At 54.7% G+C, this 14,126-nt stretch carries 14 protein-coding genes; 8 read left to right on the top strand and 6 right to left on the bottom strand.

Features of this window, described 5'->3' with window-relative positions; translation table 11 throughout:
* Positions 1 to 138: 138 nt before the first annotated feature.
* The 4 genes from JWG43_RS12710 to JWG43_RS12695 all read right to left on the bottom strand — a co-directional run bounded on the left by JWG43_RS12710 (position 139) and on the right by JWG43_RS12695 (position 4,068).
* Positions 139 to 390 (bottom strand): hypothetical protein, encoded by a 252-nt coding sequence (locus JWG43_RS12710; RefSeq protein WP_205243313.1) that lies wholly within the window; start codon positions 388 to 390, stop codon positions 139 to 141.
* Between the two features lie 341 nt (positions 391 to 731).
* Positions 732 to 2,054: a M18 family aminopeptidase gene (locus JWG43_RS12705; RefSeq protein WP_205243312.1), complete on the bottom strand. Its 1,323-nt coding sequence runs from the start codon at positions 2,052 to 2,054 to the stop codon at positions 732 to 734.
* A 94-nt stretch (positions 2,055 to 2,148) separates the two neighbouring features.
* On the bottom strand, positions 2,149 to 2,847 hold the full coding sequence (locus JWG43_RS12700) for a putative metalloprotease CJM1_0395 family protein (RefSeq protein ID WP_205243311.1): 699 nt from the start codon (positions 2,845 to 2,847) through the stop codon (positions 2,149 to 2,151).
* 102 nt (positions 2,848 to 2,949) lie between these two features.
* Positions 2,950 to 4,068, bottom strand: a complete 1,119-nt coding sequence (locus JWG43_RS12695) for an XRE family transcriptional regulator (protein ID WP_205243310.1) — start codon at positions 4,066 to 4,068, stop codon at positions 2,950 to 2,952.
* 448 nt (positions 4,069 to 4,516) lie between these two features.
* Here JWG43_RS12695 and JWG43_RS12690 point away from each other — a divergent pair, with 448 nt between their 5' ends.
* Genes JWG43_RS12690 through modC form a run of 4 tightly spaced genes read left to right on the top strand, consistent with a single transcriptional unit; the run spans position 4,517 to position 7,385 of the window.
* A complete protein-coding gene (locus tag JWG43_RS12690) occupies positions 4,517 to 4,801 on the top strand; it encodes a hypothetical protein (protein WP_205243309.1) in 285 nt (94 codons plus the stop codon).
* A 57-nt stretch (positions 4,802 to 4,858) separates the two neighbouring features.
* Positions 4,859 to 5,620: a molybdate ABC transporter substrate-binding protein gene (modA, locus tag JWG43_RS12685; protein ID WP_205243308.1), complete on the top strand. Its 762-nt coding sequence runs from the start codon at positions 4,859 to 4,861 to the stop codon at positions 5,618 to 5,620.
* Positions 5,621 to 5,644: 24 nt separating this feature from the next.
* Entirely contained in the window at positions 5,645 to 6,325 is a 681-nt protein-coding gene (modB, locus tag JWG43_RS12680; protein ID WP_205243307.1) for a molybdate ABC transporter permease subunit, read from the top strand.
* 4 nt (positions 6,326 to 6,329) lie between these two features.
* Positions 6,330 to 7,385 carry a molybdenum ABC transporter ATP-binding protein gene (gene modC / locus JWG43_RS12675; protein WP_205243306.1) on the top strand — a complete coding sequence of 352 codons (1,056 nt, stop codon included), beginning with the start codon at positions 6,330 to 6,332 and terminating at the stop codon, positions 7,383 to 7,385.
* Between the two features lie 218 nt (positions 7,386 to 7,603).
* On the opposite strand, the gene JWG43_RS12670 is transcribed toward modC, so the two are convergent.
* Complete coding sequence (locus tag JWG43_RS12670; RefSeq protein WP_205243305.1) at positions 7,604 to 8,479, bottom strand: universal stress protein; 876 nt, start codon at positions 8,477 to 8,479, stop codon at positions 7,604 to 7,606.
* A gap of 630 nt (positions 8,480 to 9,109) precedes the next feature.
* Here JWG43_RS12670 and JWG43_RS12665 point away from each other — a divergent pair.
* From JWG43_RS12665 to JWG43_RS12650, 4 genes are all read left to right on the top strand, one after another.
* Positions 9,110 to 9,811, top strand: a complete 702-nt coding sequence (locus tag JWG43_RS12665; protein WP_205243304.1) for an ABC transporter ATP-binding protein — start codon at positions 9,110 to 9,112, stop codon at positions 9,809 to 9,811.
* A gap of 215 nt (positions 9,812 to 10,026) precedes the next feature.
* Positions 10,027 to 11,271 carry an ABC transporter permease gene (locus JWG43_RS12660; protein WP_205243303.1) on the top strand — a complete coding sequence of 415 codons (1,245 nt, stop codon included), beginning with the start codon at positions 10,027 to 10,029 and terminating at the stop codon, positions 11,269 to 11,271.
* 58 nt (positions 11,272 to 11,329) lie between these two features.
* A complete protein-coding gene (locus tag JWG43_RS12655; RefSeq protein WP_371925193.1) occupies positions 11,330 to 12,028 on the top strand; it encodes an outer membrane lipoprotein-sorting protein in 699 nt (232 codons plus the stop codon).
* Positions 12,015 to 13,364 (top strand): hypothetical protein, encoded by a 1,350-nt coding sequence (locus tag JWG43_RS12650; RefSeq protein WP_240193570.1) that lies wholly within the window; start codon positions 12,015 to 12,017, stop codon positions 13,362 to 13,364. The genes JWG43_RS12655 and JWG43_RS12650 overlap by 14 nt, the downstream gene beginning before the upstream one ends.
* Positions 13,365 to 13,564: 200 nt before the next feature.
* Here JWG43_RS12650 and copM read toward each other — a convergent pair whose 3' ends face one another.
* The gene (copM, locus tag JWG43_RS12645; protein WP_205243301.1) at positions 13,565 to 13,990 is read right to left on the bottom strand and encodes a CopM family metallochaperone; all 426 of its coding nucleotides are present in this window, start codon (positions 13,988 to 13,990) and stop codon (positions 13,565 to 13,567) included.
* Between the last annotated feature and the right edge of the window lie 136 nt (positions 13,991 to 14,126).

Here is a 14,126-nt window from a genome sequence, read left to right as displayed (position 1 = left end):
GCGTGCGGACGGGCGCCATGAAGGGCTGCTGGTGAAGGTTATTGTCAAGGATTCCGCTGCAGTTATAACCTGAGTACAGCAAGATATATCCAAAGCAGGTGTCCAGTCGTCACGGATACAAGGTTTGCGATTCCGGTGTCACATGGAGGCCTGACCGCTCAGATAGTGGACGCCCTTGCGAGTGATAAGAGAGAGTTGGTTGTCCACATTGCTTTCGATGACGCCCATGTCATTGAGCACCTTCAACAGGGTCTGGGTTTCCGGCACGGTCATTTTGAGTCGCTGGGCAATATCGCTTGAGCGGACAAGTTGGGGTTCCGGATTGTTCAGGTTTTCCGAGAGAATATGCAGGACCTGGAGTTTGCGGGTGGTCTGGGCCTGAGTAGCCATGGGTAATTCTCCTGTTAACAGTATCAAGCTGATTGTTTAAACCAGAAAAACACAGGCTTCAAGCTACGATTATCGGGTGCGTTCGATGGGTTGCTGCTGTGTCTGGTTTCAGTGTTGATGTGTTGACAGTTGTACCGCAGGCAGAACACAGAGGCAAGAAAAATTAATTTACAATAAACTATATTCGAACATATATCATTTTTAATAAACCTGCATCAGCGAACGTTCGTCCGTACGTCAGCCTCGTTGTTCGTGGCCGTTCGATTCAAGAAGACTTTATCGGACGGTTACCGGCAATGGAAATGGCGTGCGAAAGGATGCCCCGCAGACCGGCGTTGGATTCAACTGCTGATTTCCGGACAACGGATACCCGCATCGGGTTCACTGAAAAAAGTGATCATGACTTGCAATAAATACCACCCGTCCAGGTGACCGGCGGTCTCTCTGATGGAATGCATGGCCAGTTGCGGAACACCGATATCAACGGTGGGGACACCGAGCTTGGCGGCAGTGAAGGGACCGATGGTGGAGCCGCAGGCAAGATCGCTGCGCATAACGAACTGTTGACAGGGAACATCGGCCTTGCGGCAGAGGAGTCGGAACAGCCCTCCGGTCAGGCCATTGGTTGTATAGCGCTGATTGGCATTCACCTTAATCACCGGTCCGTGGTTTAAGAGCGGCAGGTGTTCAGGGTCATGTCTGGCGGTGAAGTTGGGGTGCACCGCATGGGCGTTGTCCGCCGAGATAAAAAGGGAACCGGCAATGACCCTTTGGCGTTTACCCGGATCCGGAAAAAGCCGCTCCAGTACATCGGCGAGAAACGACCCCTGGGCGCCGGCGGTGGAGACGCTGCCCACTTCCTCATGATCATTGAGGACGATGAGGCAGTTGCGACGGGATTCGTTGCGGATCAGGCCTTGCAGCAGGGCATGACAGGAGAGGAGATTGTCCAGTCGAGGTCCGGTGATGAATTCATTGTTCAATCCCATCCTGCCTGCCGGCTGGGTGTCATAGAGATAGAGATCAAAATCGATGAGTTTCGCACCAGCGGCTTGCGGGTGCTGCCGGTGGAGTTGTTGGCTGAGAATGGCCCTGAAGTCCGGGGTCTCTTTTTCTTCGCTGAGCATGACCAGCGGGACAAGATCGTTCTGCTTGTCAATATTTCTGTTGGTGTTTGCATCACGGTCCAGGTGAATGGCCAGGCTGGGCAGGATCGCCACCGGCCGCTGGAAATCGATCAGACTGCACTGCAGGGGACTGTTCTCGTGCTGCCAGCTCACCCGGCCGGCAATCGACAGGTCACGGTCGAACCAGGGCGCCAGCAGAGGCCCGCCATACACCTCTACCCCCAGCCGCAGGTAGCCGTGGCGGAGCTGACCAGGGTTGGGCTTGATCCTGAGAGCCGGGCTGTCGGTATGAGCCCCGGCCATGCGGAAAAGAGTGACTGATCCGAGGGGTTCAGCCAGGGTAAAGGCGATCAAGCTGGAATCGTTGCGTATAATATAGTAGCGACCGGGGCTGAGGCCGTCCCAGGAAATGGACGCATGGAGACGCTCAAATCCGGCGCCGGCCAGCAGAGCGGCACTGGTGGCCACTGCATGCAGTGAAGTCGGTGATTGATTGATATAGGAAAAAAGATCATCGAGGTAGGCGGTCTGTTCCATGCGTTTGCCCAGGGAAAGGATGGGTGAGGAAGGGAAAAAAACCAGGATCGTGAGCGTTGTCCCCTGTACCGGAAAACAGAGGGTGAAGGATAGGTCAGGCTGTTATGTCAACAGAACGACTGTCGGCAACGCTTTCAGGAGCGGAATGTTCGGTTGGCGATGTTGTCATCTCCCGCATTTCTTCAGCCTGTTGGGCTTGCAGCTCCTGGCGGGCTTGTGCTTCCGTGGCGGTTGCCGCCGCGGCTATGGCCCGGTCAGCGGCCGAAGGCGAGGCCGGTGCCATGGCGGCGCGGCGCACTGTCTGCATTTTGTCAATGGTCTCTTCGGGGGTCTTTTCCTTGCTGGTGTCGATGTTCACTTCACCACCCACGGCGTATCGTCGGCCATCCGGACCCTGCTGATAAGTATAGGTCGGTCCCCCTCTGGCATGTCGACCGGCAGCGGCCAGGTGGGCTTGTTCGTGGCTTTTGACCTCCCGGTCGCGATTCTGCAATTCACGCAGCATCTGTTCCTCTGCGGGAGAAAGTGCCTGGATTTCCAGCTTGCCCAACTGGGCTCGAGACTGGTCCCGCTCGGCCGGGTCAGTATCCACGGAGGTTCTTGACTGTTGCGACTTCTCCATGCCATCGGCGGACAGGGTCACTTTATCCTGGAAGACTGCTGCTGTGGGGTTCCCTTTTTCAGGAATGCCGGTGATATAGCGTGCCGGCTCGGCCCGGAGTGAAGAAAAACCAGCGTTTCTGTTATAGGTGAGGGCGGAAAAGTTGCTGTCGGCGAGAGCGTTGGTCAACATCGGCAAGGTGGTGAAGATATGTTTTTATTAAAGTATATGTGATCAACCCGGCGGGAGACAAGCAGTTTCTGCTTAAAATGGCGCAAAATGGTGACAGATTTATTAGAGCTCCGCGATGACAGTGCCTGTCATCCCGGCCTCGTATCCCGGCAGGGAGTCCAGGTCTCGCCGCAGGGCTTTGCTCTGCAGCACATCCAGGAGGATCCGTACCGCTTTCAAGGCAAGGAAATCTCGAGGAATGATGAGGTCGCAACGGACGAATTGCAGCGGCATGAAGTCCAGATCATAAGTGGCAGCCACGGCCCGCAGGCCAAGGGCAGCGTCGGCAAGACCGAAGGAAACCATCTGGGCTCCTTCAATATGGCCGGAGGCCATTTCATTATATCCTAGTATTGATGTTGCCTGGATGCCGGATCGTTGCAACAGATCGTCGAAAAGGAGACGAATGGCCGCGCCCCGGTCGCGGTTTATGAACCGGACGCCTTTATTCGTCAGATCGGCAAGCGTGGTGATACCAAGAGGGTTGCCGGGCTGGAGCATCAGTCCTTCCTCGAAAAGCGAGAACCCGATGACCAGCGTCGGTGTCTTTTTCAAGGCGGTTCTGGCCAGCTCCACGTTGGCTTCTTCCGTGCCGATGTTATGAAGATGGGCTGCAGCCAGGTGCGCATGACCTGCTTCCAGTCCGTCCATCGCCCGCATGCTTGAGGCGAACCGGCACAGGAGATCGGCGCCGTGTCCGGATCGGATGACATGAGCATTGAGGATGGAGAAAGCCGGATCACAGCCGAGCAGGAGGATTGTATTCTCCAGTCGTTGTGCATCCTGGAGCAGTTGGATGTCGCGACCTGTTTTATCCAGCAGACCATCGGCGGCATGAAATCCCTCGTTCAACAGCCATTTGCCATCCTGGGGGTAGGCGATCAGACGTTCGTTGACGCGGACAACCGAGAGTCTGGTTCCGGGTTGGTCCACCTGTTCGGGCAGGATGATGGATTCCTTTTCCTGCTGTCCCTCCATGTGGAACAGTTCTTCCACTTTGCATCCCAGTTCCCTGGCCAGGCGTAAGGCCAGCGCTGTATTCGGCACGTAGCGCCCTGATTCCATGTCGTAGATCGCCTGCCTGCCGACCCCGACCCGCCGCGCCAGATCTTTTTGCGAAATCCCCCTGGCCATTCGCATGGCCTTCAGGGTGCAGACCAGCTCTGCTTTATCGCCAGACATACCGACATCTCCGAATATTTTCGGACAAGGTTGCAGCAGGTGGCCGGGACAATTGTGTGCTCGCAAAGACAAAATTGTCGAAACAACAACAAAATTTGACGTGTATAAACATATGTTTCATGTGGCCATGAACAAGGGCATGGGAAAGATGGAATGATTTGCCTCTCTATTTCAATATTTTAGGTGCTTTTCCGACGATTGTGATTTTTGTGGAGCGGTTATTGCCTGTTGATGGTACAGATGGTGCGACCTCGAATGACGTTTATAGACGACATTTGTGGGCGTTCGAAGATAGAATATATCCGGCCGGTTTCGCCATGAAAGGGTGAGCGGCTCGTGCTGTGCTAATGTATTGGCAGTTCATCTTTTTATCAACCGGGAAGATGAATGAATGTATCTGATGGGAATCGGATTCTTGTTGTTTGCTGAAAAAAGAGGAGGAACAGACATGTGGATCACACTCACGCTAGGTGCTGCTGTTGTACTGTTGTTGGCTTGTGAAAAATGGATCGGCGGTTGTCCTGCAATGTATGCTGATGATCCATCGTACAAGGATCAATGCCACTCGAGCCCGATTTCCCTTGGCGAGACAACCTTTGGGCTTCTCCCGATTTTTCTTGGAGGTATAGGGCTGCCGATGGTGCTGGCCCTTCCCATATTGGGATTGAGTTGTCTGCTGATTTCCCTCGGCCTGTTTTTTGCCGGAAAAAAACTGTGTTTGCTGAACGTATAACTGTCACAGGCTTGTTTTTACCGCGAACTATTTTTCTTTCATCAAGAGGAGAGCGTCGTGCAGCGACCAAAGACCCTGATTGCAACCCTCGCGGCCGCCATCCTGTTGACCGCATCATTTCTCCAGGCAGCCTCTGAGATCAGAATCTCGTTGGCAGCCAGCATGACCGATGCCGTGAAAGAGTCAGCGGCACTGTTCAGTGTTTCGGAAAAGGATGTCCGGATTGTTCCCAACGTCGGTCCCTCGGGATCCCTGGCCAAGCAGATTGCCGAAGGCGCGCCCGCTGACCTGTTCATTTCGGCAAATCAGAAATGGATGACCTGGCTCCGCGACCAGGAAATGATCGATCCGGCCAGCGAAAAGATCCTGGCCACCAACACCCTGGTCTTTGTCGGGATCAGGAATCCGGCGATAACCAGGCTATCGGATATTACGGAACTCAACCAGATCGCCATCGGTAGTCCGCGAAACGTCCCTGCCGGCGAATACGCGGCCCAGGCCATGGAGAGGGCCGGCATCTTCAAGCAGATGGAAGAAGGGCGGAAACTGGTCATGGCCAAGGATGTGCGCCAGGCGCTTGTTTATGCTGATCGGGGTGAGGTGGACGGCGCTTTTGTCTACAAGACCGATGCTCTGATGGCCACCCAGGCGGTCATTCTTTTTGAGGTGCCGCAGGAATTGTATGAAACGGTGACCTATTCCATCGCTCTGACCACGGAGGGCGCCGGGAATGAACAGGCCAGGGCTTTTTTCGACTTTCTCACCGGCCCGGAAGCCCTGGAGATCTTGGTGAAATACGGCTTCAGCAGCCCGAAATAGTTCATCACCACCCCGGGCGACACCATGCTTGAATTGCAGCCTTCGGACTTTGATGCGATCCGGCTCTCCCTCAAGGTGGCCACCTCAGCCACCCTGCTGTCAACCCCTCTGGGCATCGGTGTCGCCTATCTTCTTGTCCACACGCGCATTCCCGGCAAATCCATCATCGAAGGCATCGTCAATCTGCCTCTGGTTCTGCCGCCGGTGGTCGTCGGCTACCTGCTGCTGGTGCTGTTCGGTCGCCGCGGCTTGATCGGTTCCTGGCTGATGGAATACAATATTCAGGTGATTTTCACTCTCACCGGGGCGATCATTGCCTCGTCCGTGGTCGGCTTCCCCCTGCTGGTCCGTTCGATACGACTCGGCATGGAATCGATCGACCCTTCCTACCGCAGGGCGGCCCGCACTCTGGGGGCCAGCGCCTGGGGTGCCTTTTTCACGGTCACCCTGCCACTCTCCGGCAAGGCGGTCTTTGCCGGCATGACCCTGATGTTCGCCCGCAGTTTGGGAGAATTTGGCGCCACCATTATCCTGGCCGGCAATATTCCGGGTGTCACTCAGACCATTCCGCTGGCGATCTACGAATACACCAGCACGCCTGGAGGCGATCGGATGGCAATGATGCTCTGCCTGGTGTCGATTCTGCTCTCGTTCATCGTCTTGCTGATAAGCGGTGCAGCCTCCAGATCGCTGGACAGGAAATAGCATTATGCAACTCGCTGTTTCGATACGGAAAAAACTCGGCACATTTCACTTTGCCGCCGAATTTGATCTGATCGGCCAACGCATCGGCCTGTTCGGACCGTCAGGTAGCGGCAAGTCGACCCTGATGCACTTGCTGGCCGGACTTCTCCGACCCGACAGTGGCTCCATTCGCCTGGACAGCACCGTTTTGTTCGATAGCACCCGCGGCATCAATCTGCGCCCTGAACAGCGGCGGATCGGCGTGGTCTTTCAGCACAGTCACCTTTTTCCCCATATGAATGTACGCCGCAATCTGCTTTACGGCTGGCGACGAATCCCTGAAAGCGACCGGCATTTCGAGCCGGAGTCGATCATCGAGGTGCTGCACCTGGGCCATCTGCTCGACCGGGGCGTGAATCTGCTTTCCGGGGGCGAACGCCAGCGCGTGGCCCTGGGCCGTACCCTTCTCAGCTGTCCCCGGCTGATTCTCATGGATGAACCGCTCAGCGGCCTGGACGAGAGTTTGAAATTCCAGATCATGCCCTACCTGAATACCGTTTTTTCCCGGTTCGGGATTCCGCTGCTGTTCATCAGCCATTCGCTGCTGGAGATGCGGTTGATGACCGAGCAGGTGCTGGTGGTTGATCATGGTGAAATCAAGCGGCGGATAGTCACCGAGGAACTGGCGCAATCAGCCTGGGGCGCACCCGGACAAGCTTATGTCAATCTTCTCCGCCTCGGTCGACCGCAGCCCCAGGGTGACCTCTGGCGTTATCAATGGGGGGATGCAGGGCTGGTGCTCACCGAACATGCGGAACAGGAGGAGAACATTTTTGAACTGGATGCGCGGGACATCCTGCTCTTCAAGAGGCATCCCGAGGCGACCAGCGCCCGCAACCTTCTTTCCTGTACGGTGCGTAAACTGTTCACCGTCGGCAACCGGGTGCGGGTGGAACTGCAGTGCGGCACACAGCCTTTGATCGTTGAGATCGTTCCCGAATCGATGCGGGAGCTGGGCCTCGAGGAGAACAAGGAAGTGGTGGCGGTGATCAAGGCTTCGGCATTTCGAGGGTTGTTGTAGATAAAAGTCGGGAATGGGGATAGATGTGAAGTTTAACGCCGGGGCAGGCGTTACATCCCCATCCCCTTCATGTCCAGGTCATGCATGTTACCTGAATCCGTGAGCGGATGCCCCGAAGGGTGGCTGGTGAAAGTTTTTTTTCAAGGGGTGAGCTGCAATTATACTATGCTTACAGCAATATATCCAAAACAAGCGTCCAGCCGTCACGGATTCAGATGTTAATGAACAGACGGGATCAACAGCACCGGAACCTCGGAGGTGCGGGCCACATTGAGGCTGACGCTCCCCAGAATGATTTTGCCCAGAAAACCCCGGCCCTGGGTTCCCATAACCACCAGATGGATGTTGTTATCCCGGGCCACGCGAGTGATCTCCACATAGGGTTCGCCATGGCGGATTTCGATGTCGACCTCGGAGACACCTCGCAACAGCAGGGTTTTTCGCAGATTATCAAGACGGTTGTGATCAAGGGCGTTGATTTCCGCCGAGCGTTTTTTAAGGTGCTGCTTTGCGTCATTCTGGTCCTGGACGTGAATCAGCGTCACTTTACGGACACCACAAGCCGCCATCTGTTCAACATGGATGAAGGCGGTATAGGCCATTTCCGAGAAATCAGTGGCCAGCAAAACGTGCCTGCTGAACTCACAGCGGGATGGCAAAACGCAGGTATCCGGGTTGTCGGAAGCCCTGGTGACCGGCATGACCAGGACCGGTTTCCGCGAAGTGCTGATGATGGCATACGCGACACCTCCCAGCAATCGCTCCCTGGCCAGGGATTGGCCCTGTGCTCCGACCACGATCAGATCGTACTTTTCCTCGGCCGCGATCCGTTTGATTTCCTGTTTCACTGACCCGGCAATGATTCTGGTCTCAACCGTAAATCCCTGTTCTTCAAGAAGCGCTTTTTGCTCGGCAAGCAATTCATCACCTGACTCGGATCGGGAAGAGGAGGATGCCGAGACCGCACCCGGCAAACTCAGGCAATGCAGCAGCAGGCATTGCTGAGCATGAAAGGCCTGCAATCCCTCTAGGCTCTGCACCACGGTATAGGATGCAGGGGAAAAGTCGGTTGCAACCATAAAACGTCGAAACATATGATCATTCCTCATGAGAAGTCCGCCGTGCAGACCCGTGTCCCTACCCAAGGCCGTATTCTCCCGTTCATCATGCTGTACCCGATTACGCTTTTTGTTCCTGTTTAACGTATCACGCTCTCTACTTTCCGCGAAGACAGGTTTCCCGGTTTTGTGCAGACTCGGCTGAACACTCTGCCCTTTCTCTGCGGGCATTCGGGCTCGGGTTAAATGGGATGCATGTAATTGCCTCCATCATAAGTTCTTTGTGAATCCTAAAGCAATAAAAAAGACTTGCTCGGTTTGGAAGCGCAGGCAGGGGAGGTAGGGTGGTTCAAATTCTTCATGGGTGTGCGACTATCCAACCACCTTCACTTGCTGAACAGCCCGCATGCTGCAGCCTTGAGAAAGTGTGTTCAGGCAAAAGGCAGGGACATTTCGGCGTAAAGCGTCTGAATAACGGTGATAGGCGTTGAGTCTGTTCAAGGGCAGAGTTTTTTTGAGAGATGATTAAGTTCTTTTTTGTTGGTATAATGATGTTATGATTACGTGTAGCTTGAATTGTAATATGATTACAGTAGTATATGTCAAAAACGAAAGTCCAGCCGTCACGGATTCAGTAATCAGTTTTAACCGCATGGAGGACTGACCATGGCGATTGTCGAGGCGGAAGGTCTCTGGAAAAAATTTATTGCCGGCGATATTGAGGTTGAGGCGATTCGTGGGATAGGCTTCTCCATTGTCCCGGCCTCGTTCGTCTCATTCATCGGCCCCTCTGGAAGCGGCAAAAGTACCCTGCTCAACATGATCGGCTGTCTGGATCCGCCAACTTCAGGTCGCCTGTTGGTGGCTGGACAGGATGTCACCCGCCTTGGCACCCGGGACGCGGCCGCGTTCCGCGGTACGCATATCGGGTTCATTTTTCAGGATTTCAACCTGCTGCCGGTCCTGACCGTGTTTGAAAATATTGAATACCCTCTGCTGATGGTCCAGAACTGGCCGGTCGCGGAACGAAGGGCACGGGTGGAGAAAATGCTGGCAGCGGTGGGCATGAGCGATCAGGGGCATAAATTTCCACACCAGATTTCCGGAGGACAGAAGCAACGGGTGGCCGTGGCCCGGGCGCTGGTGACCAGAGCTGAACTGGTCCTGGCCGATGAACCCACCGCCAATCTCGACCGGGATACCGCCCAGCGTATCATCACCCTGATGAAGACCATGCGTGATGAATTCGGAACCACCTTCATTTTCTCCACCCATGACTCTAAAATAGTCAGCAACGCCGAGGTCGTGTTCACGCTTGAGGACGGCAGGCTTGCTGCCTCCCATCACAGTGGAGAAGCCCACGCCTGAATCCGGGGCGGCTGGAGTCTTGTTTGAATATTATTTTGCTGTAATCATGTTATAATTGGAAAAAAATCCTAGATAATACCTTTCACCTGCCGCCCTTCGGGGCGTCTGTCGGCACGCCAACTTCATTGGCCGTAACCGTCCGATAAAGTCTCCTTTCATCAAACGGCCATGGACAACGAAACTGACGTGCCGGCAAACACTCACGGATCCAGGCCATGGTTAACATCGTCAAAATCGCTTTTCGTAATCTGCGCCGCTATCAACGCCGAACCCTGCTGACCTCGATGCTGATCACCCTGGGGGTGGTGGCGGTCCTGCTCTTTCTCGCTGTTTCCGGATCCTTTAAAAACATGATGATCGGGCAGATCACCGATTCCATGCTTGGCCACCTGCAGATCCATCAGCGAGGGTACATGGCTGCCATCGACACCTTGCCGCTGGATCGCAACCTTGACGCGCAACAGGTTGCTCTGGTGGAGAATCTGCTCTCCGAACATGAAGCGGTGGAAGCCTTCTCAACGCGGATCAAGCTGGGGGCTTTGTTCAGCAATTACACCGAAACGACCAATATCCGGCTCAATGGCGTGGAACCTGACCGCGAGCTGCGCACCGTGCCGCTGCTCCTTGATCGCGTTGTCCAGGGCGACAAGCAGGGGTTGCTCGAGCGGGGTGAAATTGTCGTCCCGGAACTGCTGGCCCGGGGCATGAACGTGGGCGTCGGTGATGGTGTTGTCCTGGTGGCTACCAACAGGGATGGCTCGGTCAATGGCCAGTCCTTTGTTGTTCGCGGCATTGTTGAAGGCGTCACTGGACCCGGGGGGCGTGATGGTTTCATCCACATCGAGGATGCTCGCAGTCTGCTGCGTCTGGAGGACAGGGAAGTGAGTGAAATCGCGGTTAGGCTCAAGGATCGGCAGCAACTCGAACAAGTTATGGCTGCAATTGGCCCTGCCCTGGAGGCCATTCGTGTTCATCCGGACCGGCCGGTTTTCGAGGTCCATGCCTGGGAGCGGTTGACACCCTTTGCCAACATTGCCCGGATGATCGATCTAATGACTGTATTCATCAAGGTCATGCTGGTGGCCATTGTCCTGGTGAGTATCATGAATGTCATGGTGATGGCCGTATATGAGCGGATCAACGAGATCGGGACGATTGCCGCCATCGGCACGGGACCGGGAAAGATTCACTCGCTTTTTCTTGTCGAAGGGTTGCTGCTGGGCGTCTTCGGTACGGTTCTCGGGGTGCTGCTCAGTCTGGTTTCGGTTCTTGGCATCGGGGCAGCCCGCATCAGCTTTGATTTCGGGCAACAAAAGGGGCTGATCCTTGATCCAATCCTTTATCCGGGGGATATTATTACCACGGCCTTGATCGTTGTTGCCATAGCTGTTCTCGGCAGTTTGCATCCGGCCTGGAAAGCGGCGAAAATGGATCCGATTACCGCTCTGCGCCATGTTTGAAAAGGGGAATACGCGAATGAAAAACAAATTGTCTGCCTGCGTTATCGCTGCCATCCTGATGTTTGTCCATACCACGGCCCTGGCCCTGGATGGTGATGCCATCCTTGAGGAACTGGATCGGCGGATGCAGCCGGAATCGTATGAGATGTATCGTAAACTGATCAATGTCGAACCAGACGGACGTTCCAGGGAATTTGTCCTCTACACCCTTAAAAAAGGTCAGGATAAAATGGTGGCCCTGTTCCTGTCCCCGGCCAGCGAAAAAGGCCGGGCCACTCTGCGTCTGGGTGATAATATGTGGCTGTACATCCCCAATGTCGGCCGACCGATCCGGATCACCAGCCTTCAGTCGGTGGTTGGTGGGGTCTTCAACAATTCCGATATTCTCCGTCTTGATTTCAGTGTCGAGTATGATGTCCGCGGCGCCACCGAACAAGAGGACACATATCTCCTTGACCTGCAGGCGAAAACATCAGCAGTGGCCTATGACCACCTGCATATGGTCGTTGATAAGGCCACCTTGTTACCGATAACCATCGACTGTTATGCCGCCAGCGGTATGCTGATCAAGACCCTGCGCTACAGTGCGATTAAGGAATTCGGCGACGGCATGGTCCGGCCTTCGGTACTGGAAACCGACAGCCCCCTGTATCAGGGATACAAATCGGTAATGCTCTTTGCCGGCCTGGAAAAAAAGGAGCTGGCTGACGAGGTGTTCACGCTTGATTATCTTTCCAGGATCGATGAATTGCGCTAGCAAGGGTGATGGACGTAATGGACGTAAGGGGCGTAAGGGACGATGGCATGCATTTCTGACCTTGTTTCTCGTCGCGGTGGTCGTCCCGGGGAGCAGTTGGGCCCTGGAAGACTTTGTTTTCGATGTCGAGGCGTTTGCCAGGAAGCCCTTGAATCTTGGTGGTTTTGCCGAGATGAAATGGGAGCATATGGATGTACGCCGTGATTCGGTTTTTTCCCGTCTTTTTTTCAACGATGATCCCCCCACGGTTTTTGATCAGTTGACCGCCAGCCTGCAGCTGAATGGTTCCTACACCCGCGGAATCGCCCGGTTCAGTTGGCTTCTTTATGGATCAGTTCGGGAGAACACCCTCGGTTGGTCGGACAGGGCTGACGTCTATGAATCCAACCTTACGCTGTCGCCGAGTCCGGAATTGACGGCTTCCCTGGGAAAAAAATCGTATCAATGGGGCAAAGGGTATGCCTGGAATCCGGCGGGGTTCATCAACCGGGGCAAGGATCCCAATAATCCCGAAGAAGCCCGCGAAGGATATATCACTGCTGATCTTGAAGCGATCCGCAGTTTTTCCGGTGATCTGCGGACCGTATCCCTGACTGCGGTGGTGCTTCCAGTCTGTGCTGATGTTAATGAAGACTTTGGCGACCGCGACAATGTCAATCTGGCGGCCAGACTGTATCTGCTGTATCGGGATACGGACATCGATGGGATCGTCTTCAGCGGCAACAGTCGGTCCACTCGTTTTGGCGGTACTTTTTCCCGTAATATCCGAAGCAATTTCGCCATCCATGGCGAGATTGCTCATGTGCCCCGCCTGAATAAACCAACTGTGGACCAGAATGGTGGGTTGAGCCGAGCAACCATCAGCGCGACTTCGTACCTGCTCGGCGTTCGTTACCTGAGCTCTTTTGACCTGACGACCATCCTTGAATATTATCACAACGGCGCAGGCTACAGTCCCGCGGAGATGGAGCGCTTCTATCACCTGATTGATAACCGCGGTGTTCAGCTGTCAGACACCGGCGCAACAGACCTGCAGCGCGACCTTCGGCAAATGGCAGCCGCCGATTTCACCCGGCCCAATGCCGGGCAGGATTATCTGTACGCCCGATTGTCCCAGAAGGAACCCCTTGCCATCCTCTATAGTAACGCAGCCTTGATCGCCATTGTCAACCTTGGCGACGGCAGCTACTCTCTGACACCGGAATTGACCTACAGCGGCATCACCAACTGGGAGCTGCAGATGCGTTTTTCCGTGCTCAACGGCGGTGCGTTGAGCGAGTACGGCGAGAAGCAAAACAGGAATAAACTGGAATTCCGGCTTCGTTATTTTTTCTGAGCGGCCATACTCTTTTTCTGGCTCCCTCCCCATTTTTTTCAACCGTTGATCCAATGCAGGTGGAATCCAGCCGTCACGGGTTCAGGAAGAAAAGATGGCATGCCGACCCGCCCAATCGGGGCGGGTCGGCAATGGTTGATATTTAAATGATCCGATGCAGCAAGGGGGGCAAGGGACATTAAGCGAAGGATCAAGTCTGTTCAGTGAGCATGGGCGTTTTTGTGCAACCATTCCTCCATCATGGCGATTTCAGCTTCCTGCGCGGTGATGATTTCTTCCGCCAAGGCGCGAATTTCCGGGTCCTGGCCGTATTGCAGCACTACCCGGGCCATATCGATGGCACCTTGATGATGGGGGATCATCCCGCGGACAAAGTCGATATCAGCATCGCCGCTGAAGGCAATGGCCATATCGCGATGCATTCGCTCGTTTGCTTCCTGGTATGCCAGTACAGCGGGATTTTCCGCCTGTTCCTGGGTCATGGTGTGTTCGGCATGCGCTTCGTGGCCGTGATGTTCATGGTCATGGTGACTCATAGAGTGGCTTGCAGGTGAAAAAACAAGGATGACGGCACCGGCAATACTCAAGGTTGTGATAATCGATTTTTTTAAAAAAGGTGTAGGCATGGATATCTCCTCCTGTCTGCTTAAATTGATGTACGTTGTCGTTCTGCTCAGGTTCCTGAATCCGTGAGCGGATGCCCCGAAGGGCGGCTGGTGAAAGTTGTTGTCAAGGATTCCGCTGCAATTATAAAATGATTAA

It is taken from the genome of Desulfobulbus alkaliphilus (assembly GCF_016918545.1).
Classification (GTDB): Bacteria; Desulfobacterota; Desulfobulbia; order Desulfobulbales; family Desulfobulbaceae; genus Desulfobulbus; species Desulfobulbus alkaliphilus.
This window is presented reverse-complemented; position numbering and strand designations above follow the sequence as displayed.

Bases quoted from the DNA above. Each gene is read 5' to 3' on its own strand.
- JWG43_RS12655 (WP_371925193.1), top strand. From the start codon at position 11,330: ATGTTTGTCCATACCACGGCCCTGGCCCTGGATGGTGATGCCATCCTT.
- JWG43_RS12665 (WP_205243304.1), top strand. From the start codon at position 9,110: ATGGCGATTGTCGAGGCGGAAGGTCTCTGGAAAAAATTTATTGCCGGC.
- JWG43_RS12700 (WP_205243311.1), bottom strand. From the start codon at position 2,847: ATGTTGACCAACGCTCTCGCCGACAGCAACTTTTCCGCCCTCACCTAT.
- copM (WP_205243301.1), bottom strand. From the start codon at position 13,990: ATGCCTACACCTTTTTTAAAAAAATCGATTATCACAACCTTGAGTATT.
- JWG43_RS12710 (WP_205243313.1), bottom strand. From the start codon at position 390: ATGGCTACTCAGGCCCAGACCACCCGCAAACTCCAGGTCCTGCATATT.
- JWG43_RS12660 (WP_205243303.1), top strand. From the start codon at position 10,027: ATGGTTAACATCGTCAAAATCGCTTTTCGTAATCTGCGCCGCTATCAA.
- JWG43_RS12670 (WP_205243305.1), bottom strand. From the start codon at position 8,479: ATGTTTCGACGTTTTATGGTTGCAACCGACTTTTCCCCTGCATCCTAT.
- modC (WP_205243306.1), top strand. From the start codon at position 6,330: ATGCAACTCGCTGTTTCGATACGGAAAAAACTCGGCACATTTCACTTT.
- JWG43_RS12695 (WP_205243310.1), bottom strand. From the start codon at position 4,068: ATGTCTGGCGATAAAGCAGAGCTGGTCTGCACCCTGAAGGCCATGCGA.
- modB (WP_205243307.1), top strand. From the start codon at position 5,645: ATGCTTGAATTGCAGCCTTCGGACTTTGATGCGATCCGGCTCTCCCTC.
- JWG43_RS12650 (WP_240193570.1), top strand. From the start codon at position 12,015: ATGAATTGCGCTAGCAAGGGTGATGGACGTAATGGACGTAAGGGGCGT.
- JWG43_RS12690 (WP_205243309.1), top strand. From the start codon at position 4,517: ATGTGGATCACACTCACGCTAGGTGCTGCTGTTGTACTGTTGTTGGCT.
- JWG43_RS12705 (WP_205243312.1), bottom strand. From the start codon at position 2,054: ATGGAACAGACCGCCTACCTCGATGATCTTTTTTCCTATATCAATCAA.